Raw genomic sequence first — 15681 nt, forward strand, 5'->3', positions numbered from 1 at the left:
AGGGTAGGTGAAGTCATATGGCAAAAGTCCGTGTGTCCACCCTGGCCAAAGAGTTCGGCATGACCTCCAAGGAACTGATGGGTCATCTCGCCGATATGAAGATTCCCGCTAAGTCCGCTTCCTCCACTCTGGAGGACGCCTATGTCGCCATGGTCCGCAAACAACTCGCCTCGGTGATCGAGGCCCGCGCTCAGGAAGTCGAGGCCGCCAAGAAGGCCGAGGAGCAGGCAGCTGCCGCCGAGGAGGCCGCACGCGCCGCCGAGGCCGAGCGCGAGCGCATCGCTGCCGAGAAGGCACGCGAGGAGGAGCGCCGCCAGTTTGCCGCAGCTCAGGCTGCCGAGGAGGCCGCCCGTGCCGAGGCCGAGGCCAAGAAGAAGGCCGAGCAGGAGCGCCTTGCTCGCGAGAAGGAGGAGGCTGCCCGCGAGGCCCAGCGCCGCGCCGTTCCCGCTTCCGACTCCGGTTCGCGCTTCCGTTCGCTGCTCGACCAGATCGCCGCACAGGAGACCGTGCTCAAGGAGAAGAAGGACGCCGAGGACAAGGCCAAAGCTGAGCGCGCCGCCGAGCGCGGTAACCGTCGTGGCGGCAACAACGACCGCCGCGGTGGCCGTCGTAACGATCGCAACGCCTCTGACAACAACTCCGAGCGCAACGCCTCCGAGAGCCGTCCGCACAGCCATCGCACCAACGCCAGCAACAACGTCGCTGCCGGCATGGACTTCCCCAACCCCGATAAGCAGGGCAAGGGCAAGAAGCGCAAGGGCGGTCACAACAACGAAGAGGACCACTATAGCCGCATGGCTCGCGAGGCCGAGGAGTATAGCCGCGAGAAGGTACTCGAGGAGGCTCGTGCTGCCGTCGAGGAGGCCTCTCGCGAGTCCACCGGTCGCCGCAAGAAGCGCAAGGAGAAGCGCGAGCGCGAGGCTGCCAAGGCTCAGGAGGAGCGCAAGATAGAGGAGGCGCTGGCCCAGGGCGTGAACCCCGAGGAGCTCGACGCCATCAAGGTCTCCCAGGGCGTTACCGTCCAGGAGCTCGCCGAGGCGCTCGACGTTCCGGCCAACGACATCATCAAGCGCCTGTTCCTGCTGGGCACGCCGCTCACCATGACGCAGTCCATGTCCGACGACCTCGTCGAGCTCGTTGCCGACGACCTGGGCCGACAGATCAAGATCATCACCCCCGAGGAGGAGAACACCTTCTCGTTCTACGACGATCCCGCCGACCTTAAGCCGCGCGCCCCGGTCGTCACCGTCATGGGCCACGTCGACCACGGCAAGACGTCGCTGCTCGACGCTATCCGTCACACCGGCGTCGCTGCCGGCGAGGCGGGCGGCATTACCCAGGCAATCGGCGCTTCGCAGGTTATGATCAACGACCGCAAGATCACCTTCATCGATACCCCGGGCCATGCCACCTTTACGGCCATGCGTGCCCGTGGTGCCAAGGTGACCGATATCGTCATTCTGATCGTGGCTGCCGACGACGGCGTCATGCCCCAGACCGTCGAGTCGATCAACCACGCCAAGGCCGCCGGCGTACCCATCGTCGTCGCCGTCAACAAGATCGATAAGCCGGGTGCCAACCCCGACCGCGTGCGCCAGGAGCTCACCGAGTACGGTGTCATCCCCGAGGAGTGGGGCGGACAGAACATGTTCGTCAACATTTCGGCCAAGCAGAAGATCGGTATCGACGATCTGCTCGAGACCGTGCTGCTCCAGGCCGACGTGCTCGAGCTCAAGGCCAACCCTGACACCTTTGCCTCCGGCAACGTCCTCGAGGCCAAGCTCGACAAGGGCCGCGGCTCGGTCGCTACCGTGCTCGTGACCCGCGGTACCCTGCACGTGGGCGATACGCTGGTCGCCGGCCTCACCTACGGCCGCGTCCGCGCTATGCTCGATCCCAAGGGCCGCGCCGTCACCGAGGCCGGTCCCTCCGACGCCGTCGAGATCCTGGGTCTGCAGTCCGTCCCCAACGCCGGCGATGAGTTCCGCGTGTTCGAGGACGAGCGCGAGGCTCGCGCCCTGGCCGACGAGCGTTCGCTCAAGGCCCGCATCGAGGAGCAGAGCCGCGTGAAGCATGTGACGCTCGAGAACCTCTTCGAGACCATCGCCGACGCCGAGGTCAAGGAACTCAACCTGATCATCAAGGCCGACGTCCAGGGTTCTATCGAGGCCCTTCAGGACTCCCTCGACAAGATGGACCAGTCCGAGGTGCGCATCAACACGATCCACTCCGCCGTTGGCGCCATCAACGAGACCGACGTCGTTCTGGCCGACGCCTCCAACGCCATCATCATCGGCTTTGGCGTCCGTCCCGACGGCAAGGCCCGCTCCGCCGCCGAGCGCGAGGGCGTCGAGATCCGTTGCTACGACGTCATCTACAAGTGCCTCGAGGATCTCGACGCAGCCCGTATCGGCATGCTCAAGCCCACCGAGGTCGAGGTTTCCACGGGCACCGCGACCGTTCTGGACACCTTCAAGGTGCCCAAGGTCGGCATCGCCGCCGGTGTCCGCGTCGAAGAGGGCGAGATCGCCGCGACCGATTCCGTGCGTCTGGTGCGCGACGGCATCGTGGTCTTCAACGGCAAGATCGCCTCGATGCGCCACTACAAGGACGAGGCCAAGAGCCTCAAGAGCGGTTCCGAGGGCGGCATTGGCCTGGAGAACTTCCAGGACATCAAGCCCGGCGACCAGATCGAGGGTTACCGCATCGACCAGGTTGCCCGTACCGAGTAGGGGGTAGCGCTATGAAGCAAACGCAGGCAACCCGCCGTCTGGGCGAGCAGCTTCGCGAGAAGCTCGGTTATATCCTGCTCTTTGAGGTTTCCGATCCGCGTCTCGACCTGGTTACTTTGACCGCGGTCGAGGTCGCGGTGGACCGTTCGTTCGCGCGTGTGTTCGTGTCGTGCGATGCGAGCCGCTACGACGAGGTCATGGAGGCGCTCGCAAGCGCCAAGGGCCGTATTCGCAGCCTGTTGGCTCGCTCGCTCGATTGGCGTGTTACGCCCGAGCTCGATTTTCGCATCGATCGCTCGACCGATGAGGCTGAGCGCATCACGCGTGCGCTGGAAAACGTTCCCGCCACGCTTGCGATCGAAAAGGACGAGGACGGCTATCCGATAGCGGATGCCGCCCAGGAGGCAGCTTTAGATGACTAATTCCGCCGACCTCGCCTCGTGCGAGTCTGCAGATATTCAGCGACGCATCCTCGAGCTCATCGAGGGTGCGTCCTCCATTGCGATTTCGGGACATACTTCTCCCGATGGCGATGCCTTGGGCTCCGTGTTGGGTCTGGGCCTTTCGCTCATGAAGTTTTTCCCCAACAAGGACATTGCGCTGCTGCTGGCAGACGATGATCCGGTTCCGCGCATCTACCGCTTTATGGAAGGCTCCGATCGCCTGGTACCGGCATCTGCGTATACCGGCAATCCGGACCTGTTCATCTCGGTGGACGTGCCGGTCGTCGAGCGTCTCAATAATTCCGCCGAGGTGCTTCGTCGCTCCAAGCATGTGGTGTGCTTCGATCACCATCCGGCGCGCGAGGAGTTTGCCGAGCTCAGCCTGAGGCGCGTCGAAGCTGCAGCCTGCGCCATGATCATCGACCGCTTCTTGGACAATTGCGGCATTGTCGCACGTGATGGCGTTGCAACCTGCCTGCTGTGCGGCTTGGTTACCGATACCGGCCGTTTTCAGTACCAAAACGCCGACGCCGCCGCGTTCCATGCAGCCTCGCGTCTGGTTGCCCACGGTGCCGATCCGGCGCGTGTGGCACTCGAGGTCTACCAGAGCATGCGCGTTGAGTTTTTGCACCTCAAGTCCATCGTTATGGGCCGCATTAAGACGGTGGCCCACGGGCGCGTCGCGTATAGCTACGCGTACCAGAGTGACCTTGAGGCGTGCGGTGTCACCTCGGATGAGTGCGACGGTCTGGTTGACGTGGTGCGCTCGGTGATGGGCGTCGAGGTCTGCCTGTTCCTGAAGGGCATTGAGGGCGATACCAAGGTGCGCGGCAACCTGCGCTCCAAGGGTGACCTCAACGTGTCCGAGATCGCTGCTGCCTTTGGCGGAGGCGGACATCCCGCTGCCGCCGGTTTCTCCAACAACGGAACGATTCTCGAGACGCTCACCGTGGCACTTCCCATGCTGGCCGAACTGGTAGGGGAGGATCCCGCTTCGGTGACCGTCGAGCTTTAACTTTTTGGATGGTACATGGCTCGTCGTACGCCTTCTCAACTGAATATGCTGCTCGCCGTCGATAAGCCGGTGGGCTGCACGTCCCACGATGTGGTTTCGCAATGCCGGCGCGCCCTCCATGAGCGACGCGTCGGCCATGCCGGCACGCTCGACCCCATGGCATCGGGTGTCATGGTGGTGGGTGTGGGCCAGGCCACCCGTCTGCTGGGCATGCTCACGCTCGATACCAAAAGCTATGTCGCCGACATCTCGTTTGGCGCCGAGACCAATACCGATGATGCGGAGGGCGAGGCGGTCCGCACGGTGGCTGTTGCCAACGAGCTCCGCGATCCTGCCTATGCCCGTGAGCGCTTGGCCGCTATGCTGGGTCCGCAGATGCAGGTGCCGCCGGCGTTTTCGGCTATCTCGGTCAATGGCGTTCGCGCCTACAAGTCTGCTCGCGAGGGCAATGCGGTGGACCTACCTCCGCGCCCCGTCGAGGTCTATGCCGCCGACCTGATCGCCGTGGGAGGCGAAGGTGATACGTGTGTGTGGACCGTGGCGTTCTCAGTGAGCAAGGGTACCTATATCCGTGCGCTCGCTCGCGATTTGGGCCGCGCCTGCGAGAGCGCCGCGCACATTTCCGCGCTGCGCCGCACGGCCTCCGGTGTTGTTTCCATTGGCGCTTGTCATGCGGTCGAGGAGCTTTCTCCTGAGTCCGCGGCTGGCTTTGCCCTGGATCCCATTGCGGCCTTGGGCGCCACGCGTGTTGACTTGCCGGGCAATCTTGCCGACGACCTGCTCTGCGGCCGACGCATTCCCGTTGAGCGTGCGCTTGCCGATTTCGATTCCGCGAAGGCGCCTTTTGCGTTGGTGCTCGATGGGGGACTCAAGGCGCTTGCCCGCATTGAGAGTGGCCGCTTTGTCATGGAGCACGTGTTTCCGCAGGCAATCGGCGGTGTTCGATGATGTTGTCCGCTCGTGAGCTCGCGCGTATCTTTTTCGAGGGCGAGTCGGACGAGGCCCGCATCGTCACTGCCGATGCGTTTGATGAGTGCGAGCACTTGGGTGCTGCATCGATTGCCATCGGCGTGTTCGATGGTGTGCACCGTGGACACCAGGAACTCATCGAAGCGCTTGTCCGTGATGCCCGTGCCCATGACTGCAAGGCTGTCGTGGTCACTTTCGATCCCGACCCGGACGTTGTGGTGAGTCCTTCGCCCGCTCAAAAATTGATGACGACGGCCGACCGTCTACATGCCTTGGCTCAGACCGGGGTCGATGCGGTGGTGGCCGTTCCCTTTACGCCTGAGGTTGCGGCACTCGACCATGTCGGTTTTTTCGCACTGCTATCACGCGTGGTCTGCATTCGTTCGATTCGCGTTGGCAGCGACTTTAGGCTGGGTCGTGGCGGTGCTTCTGGTGTTGACGAGATGCGCGCCTGGGGTTCCGAGCACGGCGTTGACGTGTATGGTCACGACCTGCTTTGCGAGGGCGGTGAGGCCATTTGCGCCACCCGCATTCGTCATGAGCTGGGACAGGGCCATGTGGAGCTTGCTGCTGAGTTGCTCGGCCGCCAGTATATGGTGCGTGGCAGTGTTGTTCGCGGCCGTCACGAGGGTTCTGGCATGGGCTTTCCCACGGCAAACCTGCAGGTTCCCGACGGCATTCAGGTGCCTGCCGATGGCGTGTATGAGGGTCTGGTGCTGGTCGATGACACCGCGTGGCCTGCTGCCGTTAACGTCGGCCTGCCGCCGACGTATGCCGACGACGCCGCTTCATCGCATCTCGAGGCTAACTTAATTGGTTATACGGGCGACCTGTACGGCGCTTCCGTTTCGCTGGCGTTTACGCGCTGGCTGCGTCCCTCGCGTGTGTTCGATTCGCTGGATGAGTTGATTGCGACCGTCGAGGGTAACATCGAGGACATTCGTCACAACTTGGGTGAGCAGGGGGTGGGCATCCGTGATTAGCGATGAGGAAAAAGACCAGGTACGCGCTGCGTCCGACCTAGTTGCTATCGTGCAGGAAACGGTTGAGCTCAAGCCCCGCGGCCATGAGTTTTGGGGTTGCTGCCCCTTTCATGGCGAAAAGACGCCGTCCTTCCACATTATCCCTGCCACACAGGTGTGGCATTGCTTTGGCTGCGGCGAGGGTGGCGACGTCTTCACCTATATCATGAAGCGCGAGAACTTGAGCTTTCCCGAGTCAATCCGATATTTGGCCGATCGCGCGGGTATTGAGCTGCATGACACCGGAGATCGCCGCGAACGCGGTACCAAGCGTGCCCGCATCTACGATCTGTGCGCCGAGACCGCCCAGTTCTACCACACCATGCTTATGCGCGGTAAGGACGGCCGTCCACGCGAGTACTTTGCCAGCCGCGGCATGGGTGGCGACGTCTGCCGTCGCTACTGCCTGGGCTTTGCACCGGGCCGCAACGCGCTGGTGTCGTACCTGTCCCAGGCGGGTTTTACCCCGCAGGAGATGATCGACGCCAACGTTGCCGTGAGCCGCGGGCGCGGGCAGCTTGCCGACCGCTTCTACGACCGCGTGATGTTCCCCATCTTTGACGAGCAGGGTCACAACATTGCCTTTGGCGGGCGCATCATGGGTGACGGCCAACCCAAGTACCTCAATACCGCCGAGACGAGTGTGTTTCATAAAAAGCGAAACCTCTATGGCTTTAATTGGGCCAAGGAGTTTATCGTCGCGCAGGATACGGCCATCGTGGTGGAGGGCTATACCGATTGCATCGCCTGCTGGGAGGCGGGGATCAAAAACGTTGTCGCCACGCTGGGCACCGCGCTCACGGAGCATCACGTCAAGACGCTCACCCGCTTTGCCAAGCGTATCGTGTATATGTTCGATGGCGATGCCGCGGGCCAGAAGGCCGCCCGTCGCGCGATTCAATTTATCGAGCAGGATTCGATGGACCTGCGCTGCGTGGTGCTGCCCGACGGCAACGACCCCATGGAGTTCATCACAGCGCATGGTGGACAGGAGCTTCAGGCGCGCATCGACGCTGCCGAGCCGCTCATGGACTTTGTCTACCGTTCGCTGCAGGAGTCGAGTGACATCACCACGCCGGGCGGTCGTGCCAAGGCGCTGGAAGATGCGCTGACGCTTATTTATCCGCTGCGCGATAGCTATATGATCGACACATACTTTATCCAGATTGCCGATCTGCTGGGTTTGGATCTGGAGACGGTTCGCGCGAGTTCGGGTCGCGTGTTTCGCGATGTCGCCAAGCGCGAAGATGCGGAACGACGTCGTGAGCAGAACTATGAACGCCAGCGGGCGCAAGCCGAGCGCTCTGGTAGCGCGGGCGGTCGGACGTCTGGTTCGCAGGGGGCATCTCGCGGTGCTTGGGCATCGGGCGCGACGCCGCCGGTGTCCGCGCCGGTCGAAGAAGAGCCGTATGACTACGTCCCGCTCGATGCCTACGGTGCCGCGCCCGTGGAGGTCGTCGACGACCTGCCGCCGATCGATGTGCCTGATGGTATGGGTGCTGTGCCTGTGACTGATGGTTCGGGCGCTCCGGCTGCGGCGGCGCCGATGGTTCTTACTGATCTTGAGCGCAAGTCCTTGGCAGGGGAGCGCGAGCTGTTGACGATGCTTACGAGCTACCCCGACCTGTTCCGCACGTATGCCGACCGCATCTGCTCCATCGAGTGGGTTGACCCACGTCACGAGTCTATCGCATGGGCCGTGCTGGCAACGCCGCCGGGAACCGATCCGGCAGCCTGCATGGATGCGGCGCGCTCGGTGTGTCCCGAGGCGGCAACGCTTGTGAGTGCCGGGCGCATCTCGGCGACGAGCAAGCACCCCACCGAGACGAATATCGTTTTTATGCTCGATACGCTCGAGCTCTACACCATCAAGCGGCGCATGCGTGCCGCACAGGCCAAGCTGCGCCAGGACCGTTCGCTCGACGATGAGGCCCGTCGCGCGCTGACCGTGCAGGCCGCGCAGGATTCGCAGCGTCAACGTGAACTGCAAAAGTCGATCGGCGGCGTGGCGGACCCGTTCCGTTTGATTGGTCTGGAGGCCGCAGGCACCGAACAGGCCTAGATGTTGTGGTCAACCAGCGTATTCTCGCCTATATCCAGTCCTCTTTTTGGGTATAGACGTCTATGCGTGTGCTAAAGTATTGAGTCCTGTGGACTATGAAGGGAGAATCTGTGCCAAAAAAGACTGAGAGCACGGGTACTGGGCTGGAATCCTACGTTGCAAAGCTCATGGGCAACGGCTCAAACAGGACTTCGGTAACCGAGGACGAGATTCAGGTCGCCCTGAAGGATATCGATGTTTCTGACGAGCAGCTCACCGCGGTGTATTCCGCGCTGCGCAACAGCGGCATCCAGATTATCTCCGCGAGCGGTAACGACGACGCCCCCATGGACGTCGACGATGACGATAACGATACCGATACCGACGATTTCGATGACGACGACGAGCACGATTCCGGCTCGCTCGACGATCATGAGCTCAAGATGGCCCGTCAGGCCGACGCCGAGATGGGTTCTTCCAAGAGCAAGAAGAAGCGCACCGTGCGCACGTCCCGTTCACGCTCGCGCGTGCGTGGCATCGATGCCTCCACGGTGATGCTGACCGGCGATCCGGTTCGTATGTACCTCAAGGAGATCGGCAAGGTCGACCTGCTAACCGCCTCCGAAGAGGTCGATCTGGCCATGAAGATCGAGGCCGGTCTCGAGGCCACCGAGAAGCTCGAGGCTGCCGATGCCGGTGAGCTCGAGCTCACGCGTGCCGAGATGCGTCGTCTCACGCGCATTGAGAACGTGGGCCTCGAAGCCAAGCAGGCACTCATCAGCGCCAACCTGCGTCTGGTAGTCTCCATCGCCAAGCGCTACGTCGGCCGCGGTATGCTGTTCCTGGACCTGATCCAGGAGGGCAACCTCGGTCTGATCCGCGCCGTCGAGAAGTTCGACTACCAGAAGGGCTTCAAGTTCTCCACGTATGCCACGTGGTGGATCCGTCAGGCCATCACGCGCGCTATCGCCGACCAGGCCCGTACCATCCGTATTCCCGTGCACATGGTCGAGACCATCAACAAGCTTGTCCGCGTGCAGCGCCAGCTCCTTCAGGACCTGGGCCGCGACCCGACCCCCGAGGAGATCGGTGCCGAGATGGACATGAGCGCCGACCGTGTCCGCGAGATCCAGAAGATCTCGCAGGAGCCCGTGTCGCTCGAGACCCCCATCGGCGAGGAAGAGGATTCCCAGCTGGGCGACTTCATCGAGGACTCCCAGGCCATCGTTCCGCCCGATGCCGCCAGCTTCTCCATGCTTCAGGAGCAGCTCACCCAGGTGCTCGACTCGCTTGCCGATCGCGAGCGCAAGGTTATCGAGCTACGCTTTGGCCTTGTCGACGGGCATCCCCGCACGCTCGAGGAAGTCGGCCGCGAGTTTGGCGTCACGCGCGAGCGTATCCGCCAGATCGAGTCCAAGACCTTGGCCAAGCTCCGCCACCCGAGCCGCAGCAGCAAGCTCAAAGACTATATCGAAAGCTAGTCAAGCAAGAAGCGCCCTCAAGCACATCCGCTTGGGGGCGCTTTCATGTGGTCATTGGGGACGTCCTCAATGACTAAGTCGGAAAAATTCTCAAAAAAGTTCTTGCCCTGAGCTGATTCGTCCGTATAATAAACTTCGTTGCTTGAGAGCACGCACCTATTCCTCGGTAGCTCAATGGTAGAGCACGCGGCTGTTAACCGCGCTGTTGTAGGTTCGAGTCCTACCCGGGGAGCCAGAATTTCTCAGCCCATTCCGCTGGGCTTTTTAATTCCTCGGTAGCTCAATGGTAGAGCACGCGGCTGTTAACCGCGCTGTTGTAGGTTCGAGTCCTACCCGGGGAGCCAGGTTGTAGAACCCGTCGCTTATGCGGCGGGTTTTTTCATGCCGCGACCACTTGACTCGAACGTTGCCATATCAACATTTCGTGTCGAGGATGTAATCCCGCGACCCACCACCTCAACATGGCGCGGTCGTTGTAGAATATTGCAATGATTGCTCCCACGACATGGTGCCGCAAGCACCAGATAAGGAGATTCTTGTGTCTGAGACCATTAACGGCAGCCTGAGCGTCTCGAACGACGTTATTGCCGATATTGCCGGTTATGCCGCGATGACGTGCTACGGCGTTGTCGGAATGGCTGAGCAGCTCCAGGGCGCCGAGAGCGTGCGCCTGCTTGCCGGCCAGCGCCTCCGCAAGGGCGTGCTTGTCTCCGCCGACGAGAACGGCCTTACGGTCGATCTTCACGTCGTGCTCGAGAACGGCGTCAACATGAAGTCCGTCTGCCACAATCTTTCGAGCTCCGTTGCCTTCACCCTGCAGGAGATCGCCCAGATCGATCCCGCCAGCCTTAAGATCGGCATCCATATCGACGCGCTCAAGAGCCGTCTGAACTAGCATCCGAAAACGGAGATTCAAATACCCATGATTGCAAAGACCATTCGCACCTGTTTTCCGATCGCTGCGGCTGCCGTTTCCGACAAGGCCGAGGAGATCAACAAGCTCAACGTCTTCCCCGTGCCCGACGGCGACACCGGCACCAACATGTCGCTCACGCTCGCCTCGGTGACCAAGGAGCTCTCCGCCCTTCCCGCCGATGCCGACATGGAGGCCATTGCCGGCGCCATCACCCACGGCTCCCTGATGGGCGCCCGCGGTAACTCCGGCGTCATTACCTCGCAGATCCTGCGCGGCGTGGCCGAGGGCCTTGTCTCCGCCGACGAGCCCATTACGTCCGCCAACATCGCCTTCGCCTTCCGTCGTGCCGTCAAGGTGGCCTTCCAGGCCGTCCGCAAGCCCATCGAGGGCACGATCCTCACGGTGCTGCGCGATGTCTCGACCAAGGCCGACGAGTGCGAAAAGAAGAAGTTCTCGGCCGAGGATGCGCTCGACGCTATCGTCGTCGAGGCCTACCAGTCCGTCGCACGCACGCCCGACCTGCTGCCCGTCCTCAAAGAGAACGGCGTGGTCGACTCCGGCGCCTTCGGCTTTGCCATCTTCCTGGAGAACTTTGTGGCTGCAGCACTTGGTCGCAGCACCGTTGTCGAGGATTTCTCCGCTACGTTCGATTCCGCTGGCTCTGCACGCGACGCCGCTCTTGGCCGCGTTGAGATCGAGGCCAACGACGATTGGGAGGGCTCGGAGTTCCGCTACTGCAACGAGTTCCTCTTTAAGGCCGACGCCCCGTTTGACGAGGATGAGTGCCTTAAGTTCCTGGGTTCCATGGGCGACTGTGAGCTACTCGTGGGCGCCTACCCCGATTACAAGATCCACGTGCACTCCAACACCCCCAACCTGGTGCTCGAGCACATGCTTCAGCTTGGTCAGATCTACGAGGTCTTTATCCACAACATGGAGATGGAGGCCCACGACCGTACCGCCAAGATTCATGAGGACCAGGAAAAGGCCGCCGAGCCCGCCAAGGCGCTGGGCTTTGTCGCCGTTGCCGCTGGGTCCGGCGAGGCAGACATCCTCAAGTCCCTCGGCGTCGACGTGATCGTGTCGGGTGGTCAGACCATGAACCCCTCGACTGCAGACCTGCTGGGCGCTGTTGACCAGGTCAACGCGACCTCGGTCATCATCCTGCCCAACAACGGCAACATCCGCATGGCCGCTGAGGCCGCTGCCTCAGCCTGCACCGACAAGAAGGTCGCCGTCGTTCCCACCAAGACCGTTCCGCAGGCCTTCTCCGCGCTGTTCGCGGTCCTGCCCGATTCCGAGCTCGAGGATGCCGTCGCCGCTATGGTCGACGCCATCAGCGAGGTCCGCGATGGCGAGGTCACCCGCGCCGTGCGCGACTCCAGCGCCTCCGACGGTTCGCCAATTCACTCCGGTGACGTCATGGGCATCATGGCCGGCTCCATCGATGTGGTCGGCTCCGACGTGAAGCAGGTCACGCTCGATTGCATCAACCGCATGCAGGAGGAAGAGGAGGGCGACGCGCTGACGATTCTGGCCGGCGAGGAGCTGTCCGACGAGGCCTTCCAGGAGATCGTCGACGCTATCGAGGAGGCTCAGCCCAACCTGGAGATCGACGCCCATCGTGGCGAGCAGCCGCTCTATCCCGTGATCTTCTCGATCGAGTAGGCATCTGCCCATGTCCGAGCTCTGCTCCGTGCCGCGCGTCTCGGATCGCTTTGCCCAGAGCAATGCGCTCGACGAGGATATCGCGCGACTCAAATATGTTTCGGGTAAACGTGAGGAGGCCCTTCGCCGTCTGGGAATTCGGACGGTGGGGGACCTCCTTCTCCATATCCCTCATCGATACCTGGACTTTACGCGCTCCTGGTCCATCGAGATGGCGCCCATCGGTACCGTGTGCACCATCATCGCCACGGTCGACCGTATCGTTCAAAAGCAGCCGCGTCCGCGCATGCAGGTGACCGAGGTCTCACTCGTTGACGAGACGGGCGTGCTGCAGGTCGCCTTTTTCCGTCAGCCTTGGATTGCCCAGCAGCTTAAGCAGGGCGACCGCCTGGCCGTGATGGGCAAGGTCGAGTTTGCCTACGGTTTTAAGCAGATGACCTCGCCGCACTTTGAAAAGCTTGATGACGGGCGTGCTGCGGGCACCATTTTGCCGGTCCATTATGTGAGTGACGGCGTGAGCCAGGCATGGATGCGCCGCATCGTAAGTGGCGCGCTCGAGGTCGTCGGCAATCCCTTCGACCCGATTCCCGCACGCTTGCGCGTTAAACGTCGCCTGATGAGCGATGCTCGTGCGCTTCGATCGATCCACTTTCCTTCGAGCATGGCTGAGCGCGATATCGCGCGCGCACGGCTTGCCTACGAGGAGTGCCTCTACCTGCAGCTGGCGCTGCGCCTGCGCAACGACGGCAGCCTGGTCGATGTGGTGCCCTACGCCCACGCCGCGGGCGAGCACCTGGCCGCGCTTAAGCAGGCCCTGCCGTTTTCGCTGAGCGACGAGCAGGAGGCCGCGTTCCAAGATATCCTGCGCGATATGTGCGATGGCGGGCGCGTGATGAACCGCCTGCTGCTGGGCGATGTCGGTACCGGTAAGACCGCCGTTGCCGCCTGCGCGCTGGCTGTGGCTGCCGATAGCGGCACGCAGGCCTGCGTTATGGCGCCCACGGGCGTGCTGGCGCGTCAATATGCCGATAAGACCGGCCCCTTGCTCTTGCAGGCTGGCATGACCTGGGCGCTCCTGACGGGCGCCACGCCGGCGGCCGAGCGCGAGCGGATCCATGCCCAGCTGGAATCGGGCGAGCTCGATGTCCTCTTTGGCACCCACGCGGTGCTTTCGGATAACGTGGCGTTTAAGCATCTGTCGCTCGTGGTCATCGATGAGCAGCACCGGTTTGGCGTCGGCCAACGCAACGCCCTGCGTGCGAAGGGCCCTGGTGCCGATCTGCTCGTTATGACGGCAACGCCCATCCCACGTACGCTGGCGCTTTCGGTCTACGGCGATCTGGACACGAGCATCATCCGCCATCGGCCCGTCCCTGGCGCTGGCGTGACGACACGCGTGCTTACCGAGTCGAGCCGCGACCTTGCCTATGGCGCCATCCGCGAGGCGCATGAAAAGGGTCAGCAGGCCTACGTGATTTGCCCGCTCGTGGAGCCGAGCGACTCGGCCGATGAGCTTGAGGATGTGCCCGGTATCGTCCGTGACGACGAGGGTCGCGTAACCGTGCCCGTGCCGCTGCACGATACGGCAACCGAGCTCGACCGCCTACGCCTGGCGTTGCCGGGGCTTACCATCGAGCGTCTTCACGGCCGCATGCCGGCGGGGGAGAAGGATCGCGTGATCGACGCCTTCAAGCGCGGCGAGATCGACGTGCTCGTTTCGACCACGGTGGTCGAGGTGGGCGTCGACGTGCCCAACGCCACCGTCATGGTCATCGAGAACGGTGAGCGCTTTGGCTTGGCGGCCCTGCACCAGCTGCGCGGCCGCGTGGGCCGCGGCAGCGTGTCGGGCACCTGCCTGGTCATGACGCACTCCAAGGGCAACGGCGGCGCTTCGGCGGCGCAAGACCGTCTCCAGTCGCTCGAAAAGACCTCGGACGGCTTTACGCTCGCCCAGATGGACCTTCGTCTGCGCCACGAGGGCGAAATCCTGGGGTACCGCCAGCATGGCGGTGTGACTCTGCGCTTTGTCGACCTGGATGCCGACGAGGAGCTGATCGAGTGGGCCCATTTGGACGCGGTCGAGCTCTTGCGGTATGCTTGCAACCTTGACTCCGTGGCGACGCGCCCCCTGCGCGATGCGGTCGCCATGCGATATCGACACATTTTTAAGGAGGTCAGCGGAGGATGAGAATCATCGGCGGCGAATGGCGCGGTCGTAAGATCGAGGAGCCCCGTGGTCGCGATGTCACCCGCCCCACGACCGATCGTGTGCGCGAGGCATGCGCATCTATGGTCATGTCGGCATTTGACTTCGATCTGGACGAGGTCCGCGTGCTGGACGCCTTTGGCGGCTCCGGCGCCTTAGGGTTAGAGATGCTCTCACGTGGCGCCCGCTCGCTCACGACGTTCGAGATCGATCGGAATGCCGCGCGGCTCATTACCAAGAATATCGAGTCGCTCTGCCGTGACCGTGCGCGTTGGCGCGTGGTAACGGGCGACATGCTGGCGAGCGCCTCGCGCGGTCGTGTGCCGGGCGGCCCCTTTGATCTGGTCCTGCTCGACCCGCCCTATGCTTTTGGTGCCGAGCCGGTCGAGATACTGCTGCAGAACCTGGCTCAGCAGGGTCTGCTTGCACCTGGCGCTTATGCCCTGTTTGAGCATGCCGCCGCCGATGCGGGCGCGCATCCGGCAGGCTTTGAGATCGTGCGCGAGAAGCGCTACGGCATTACCTCGGTCGACCTGCTTCGTTGGGTCGGCGATGACGATGGTGAGGAAGATTGCGCCGGCACCGATGCTCACAACACCGATGCCATGACGGTTCAGGAGAACGCCCATGAGTGACACCATCAACCGCGTGATCGTCCCGGGCACCTTCGATCCCATCACGTTTGGCCATATCGATGTCATCCGCCGCGCCCGCCGCATCTTTCCCAGCGTGATCGTCGCTGTCGCCGAGTCGCAGGGTAAAAACGGTGTGGGCACCACGTTTATGCTGGATGAGCGCGTGGCGCTGGCTCGTGAGGCGCTCGGTGATATCGACGGCGTCGAGGTCCTGCCCTTTACCGGCCTCTTGGTCGACTTCGCTCGCGAGCAGGGGGCGGGGGCTGTGGTCAAGGGCCTGCGCGCCATGACCGACTTTGAGTACGAGCTGCAGCAGGCAGACCTCAACTATCGCTTAGATAACGAGCTGGAGTCTATCTTTGTCATGAGTGCGCCGCAGTACGGCTATATCTCGAGCTCGGTCGTTCGCCAGATCGCCTCGCTCGGCAGCGATGTATCGACGTTTGTCCCGCTCAACGTGGTCGAAGCGCTCAGACATCGCTTTTCGTGACGTTTTTTATTGCCTGGTGGCATGTGGTAAACTAGCACGATGATATGTTACCTATGAAAGGAG

Annotated in this window: 12 protein-coding genes and 2 tRNA genes; all 14 read left to right on the forward strand. The window is 62.5% G+C overall.

The window, feature by feature from the left end; translation table 11 throughout:
• Window positions 1-17: 17 nt before the first annotated feature.
• The 14 genes from infB to coaD all read left to right on the forward strand — a co-directional run bounded on the left by infB (window position 18) and on the right by coaD (window position 15618).
• Window positions 18-2732, forward strand: coding sequence for a translation initiation factor IF-2 (gene infB, locus DXA43_RS02430; protein ID WP_117806154.1), 2715 nt, complete (start codon window positions 18-20; stop codon window positions 2730-2732).
• 11 nt (window positions 2733-2743) lie between these two features.
• Entirely contained in the window at window positions 2744-3154 is a 411-nt protein-coding gene (gene rbfA, locus DXA43_RS02435; protein WP_117629486.1) for a 30S ribosome-binding factor RbfA, read from the forward strand.
• Window positions 3147-4190, forward strand: a complete 1044-nt coding sequence (locus DXA43_RS02440) for a bifunctional oligoribonuclease/PAP phosphatase NrnA (RefSeq protein ID WP_099431635.1) — start codon at window positions 3147-3149, stop codon at window positions 4188-4190. Before rbfA ends, DXA43_RS02440 begins: the two co-directional genes overlap by 8 nt.
• 15 nt (window positions 4191-4205) lie before the next feature.
• On the forward strand, window positions 4206-5138 hold the full coding sequence (gene truB, locus DXA43_RS02445; RefSeq protein ID WP_117806155.1) for a tRNA pseudouridine(55) synthase TruB: 933 nt from the start codon (window positions 4206-4208) through the stop codon (window positions 5136-5138).
• Window positions 5135-6142, forward strand: a complete 1008-nt coding sequence (ribF, locus tag DXA43_RS02450; RefSeq protein ID WP_233539997.1) for a riboflavin biosynthesis protein RibF — start codon at window positions 5135-5137, stop codon at window positions 6140-6142. The genes truB and ribF overlap by 4 nt, the downstream gene beginning before the upstream one ends.
• Complete coding sequence (gene dnaG / locus DXA43_RS02455) at window positions 6135-8243, forward strand: DNA primase (protein ID WP_117806156.1); 2109 nt, start codon at window positions 6135-6137, stop codon at window positions 8241-8243. The genes ribF and dnaG overlap by 8 nt, the downstream gene beginning before the upstream one ends.
• 110 nt (window positions 8244-8353) lie before the next feature.
• Entirely contained in the window at window positions 8354-9703 is a 1350-nt protein-coding gene (gene rpoD, locus DXA43_RS02460) for an RNA polymerase sigma factor RpoD (RefSeq protein WP_055286388.1), read from the forward strand.
• A gap of 160 nt (window positions 9704-9863) precedes the next feature.
• A tRNA-Asn gene (locus DXA43_RS02465) sits at window positions 9864-9938 on the forward strand.
• A 34-nt stretch (window positions 9939-9972) separates the two neighbouring features.
• Window positions 9973-10047: transfer RNA gene (locus tag DXA43_RS02470), tRNA-Asn, on the forward strand.
• A gap of 161 nt (window positions 10048-10208) precedes the next feature.
• Window positions 10209-10598, forward strand: coding sequence for an Asp23/Gls24 family envelope stress response protein (locus DXA43_RS02475; protein WP_199580511.1), 390 nt, complete (start codon window positions 10209-10211; stop codon window positions 10596-10598).
• Window positions 10599-10625: 27 nt separating this feature from the next.
• Complete coding sequence (locus DXA43_RS02480) at window positions 10626-12287, forward strand: DAK2 domain-containing protein (RefSeq protein WP_117806157.1); 1662 nt, start codon at window positions 10626-10628, stop codon at window positions 12285-12287.
• Window positions 12288-12297: 10 nt separating this feature from the next.
• On the forward strand, window positions 12298-14475 hold the full coding sequence (recG, locus tag DXA43_RS02485; RefSeq protein WP_117806158.1) for an ATP-dependent DNA helicase RecG: 2178 nt from the start codon (window positions 12298-12300) through the stop codon (window positions 14473-14475).
• Window positions 14472-15128, forward strand: a complete 657-nt coding sequence (gene rsmD, locus DXA43_RS02490) for a 16S rRNA (guanine(966)-N(2))-methyltransferase RsmD (RefSeq protein WP_117765711.1) — start codon at window positions 14472-14474, stop codon at window positions 15126-15128. The genes recG and rsmD overlap by 4 nt, the downstream gene beginning before the upstream one ends.
• A complete protein-coding gene (coaD, locus tag DXA43_RS02495; protein WP_117806159.1) occupies window positions 15121-15618 on the forward strand; it encodes a pantetheine-phosphate adenylyltransferase in 498 nt (165 codons plus the stop codon). Before rsmD ends, coaD begins: the two co-directional genes overlap by 8 nt.
• Window positions 15619-15681 lie beyond the last annotated feature (63 nt).

It is taken from the genome of Collinsella sp. OF02-10 (assembly GCF_003463445.1).
Lineage (GTDB): Bacteria > Actinomycetota > Coriobacteriia > Coriobacteriales > Coriobacteriaceae > Collinsella.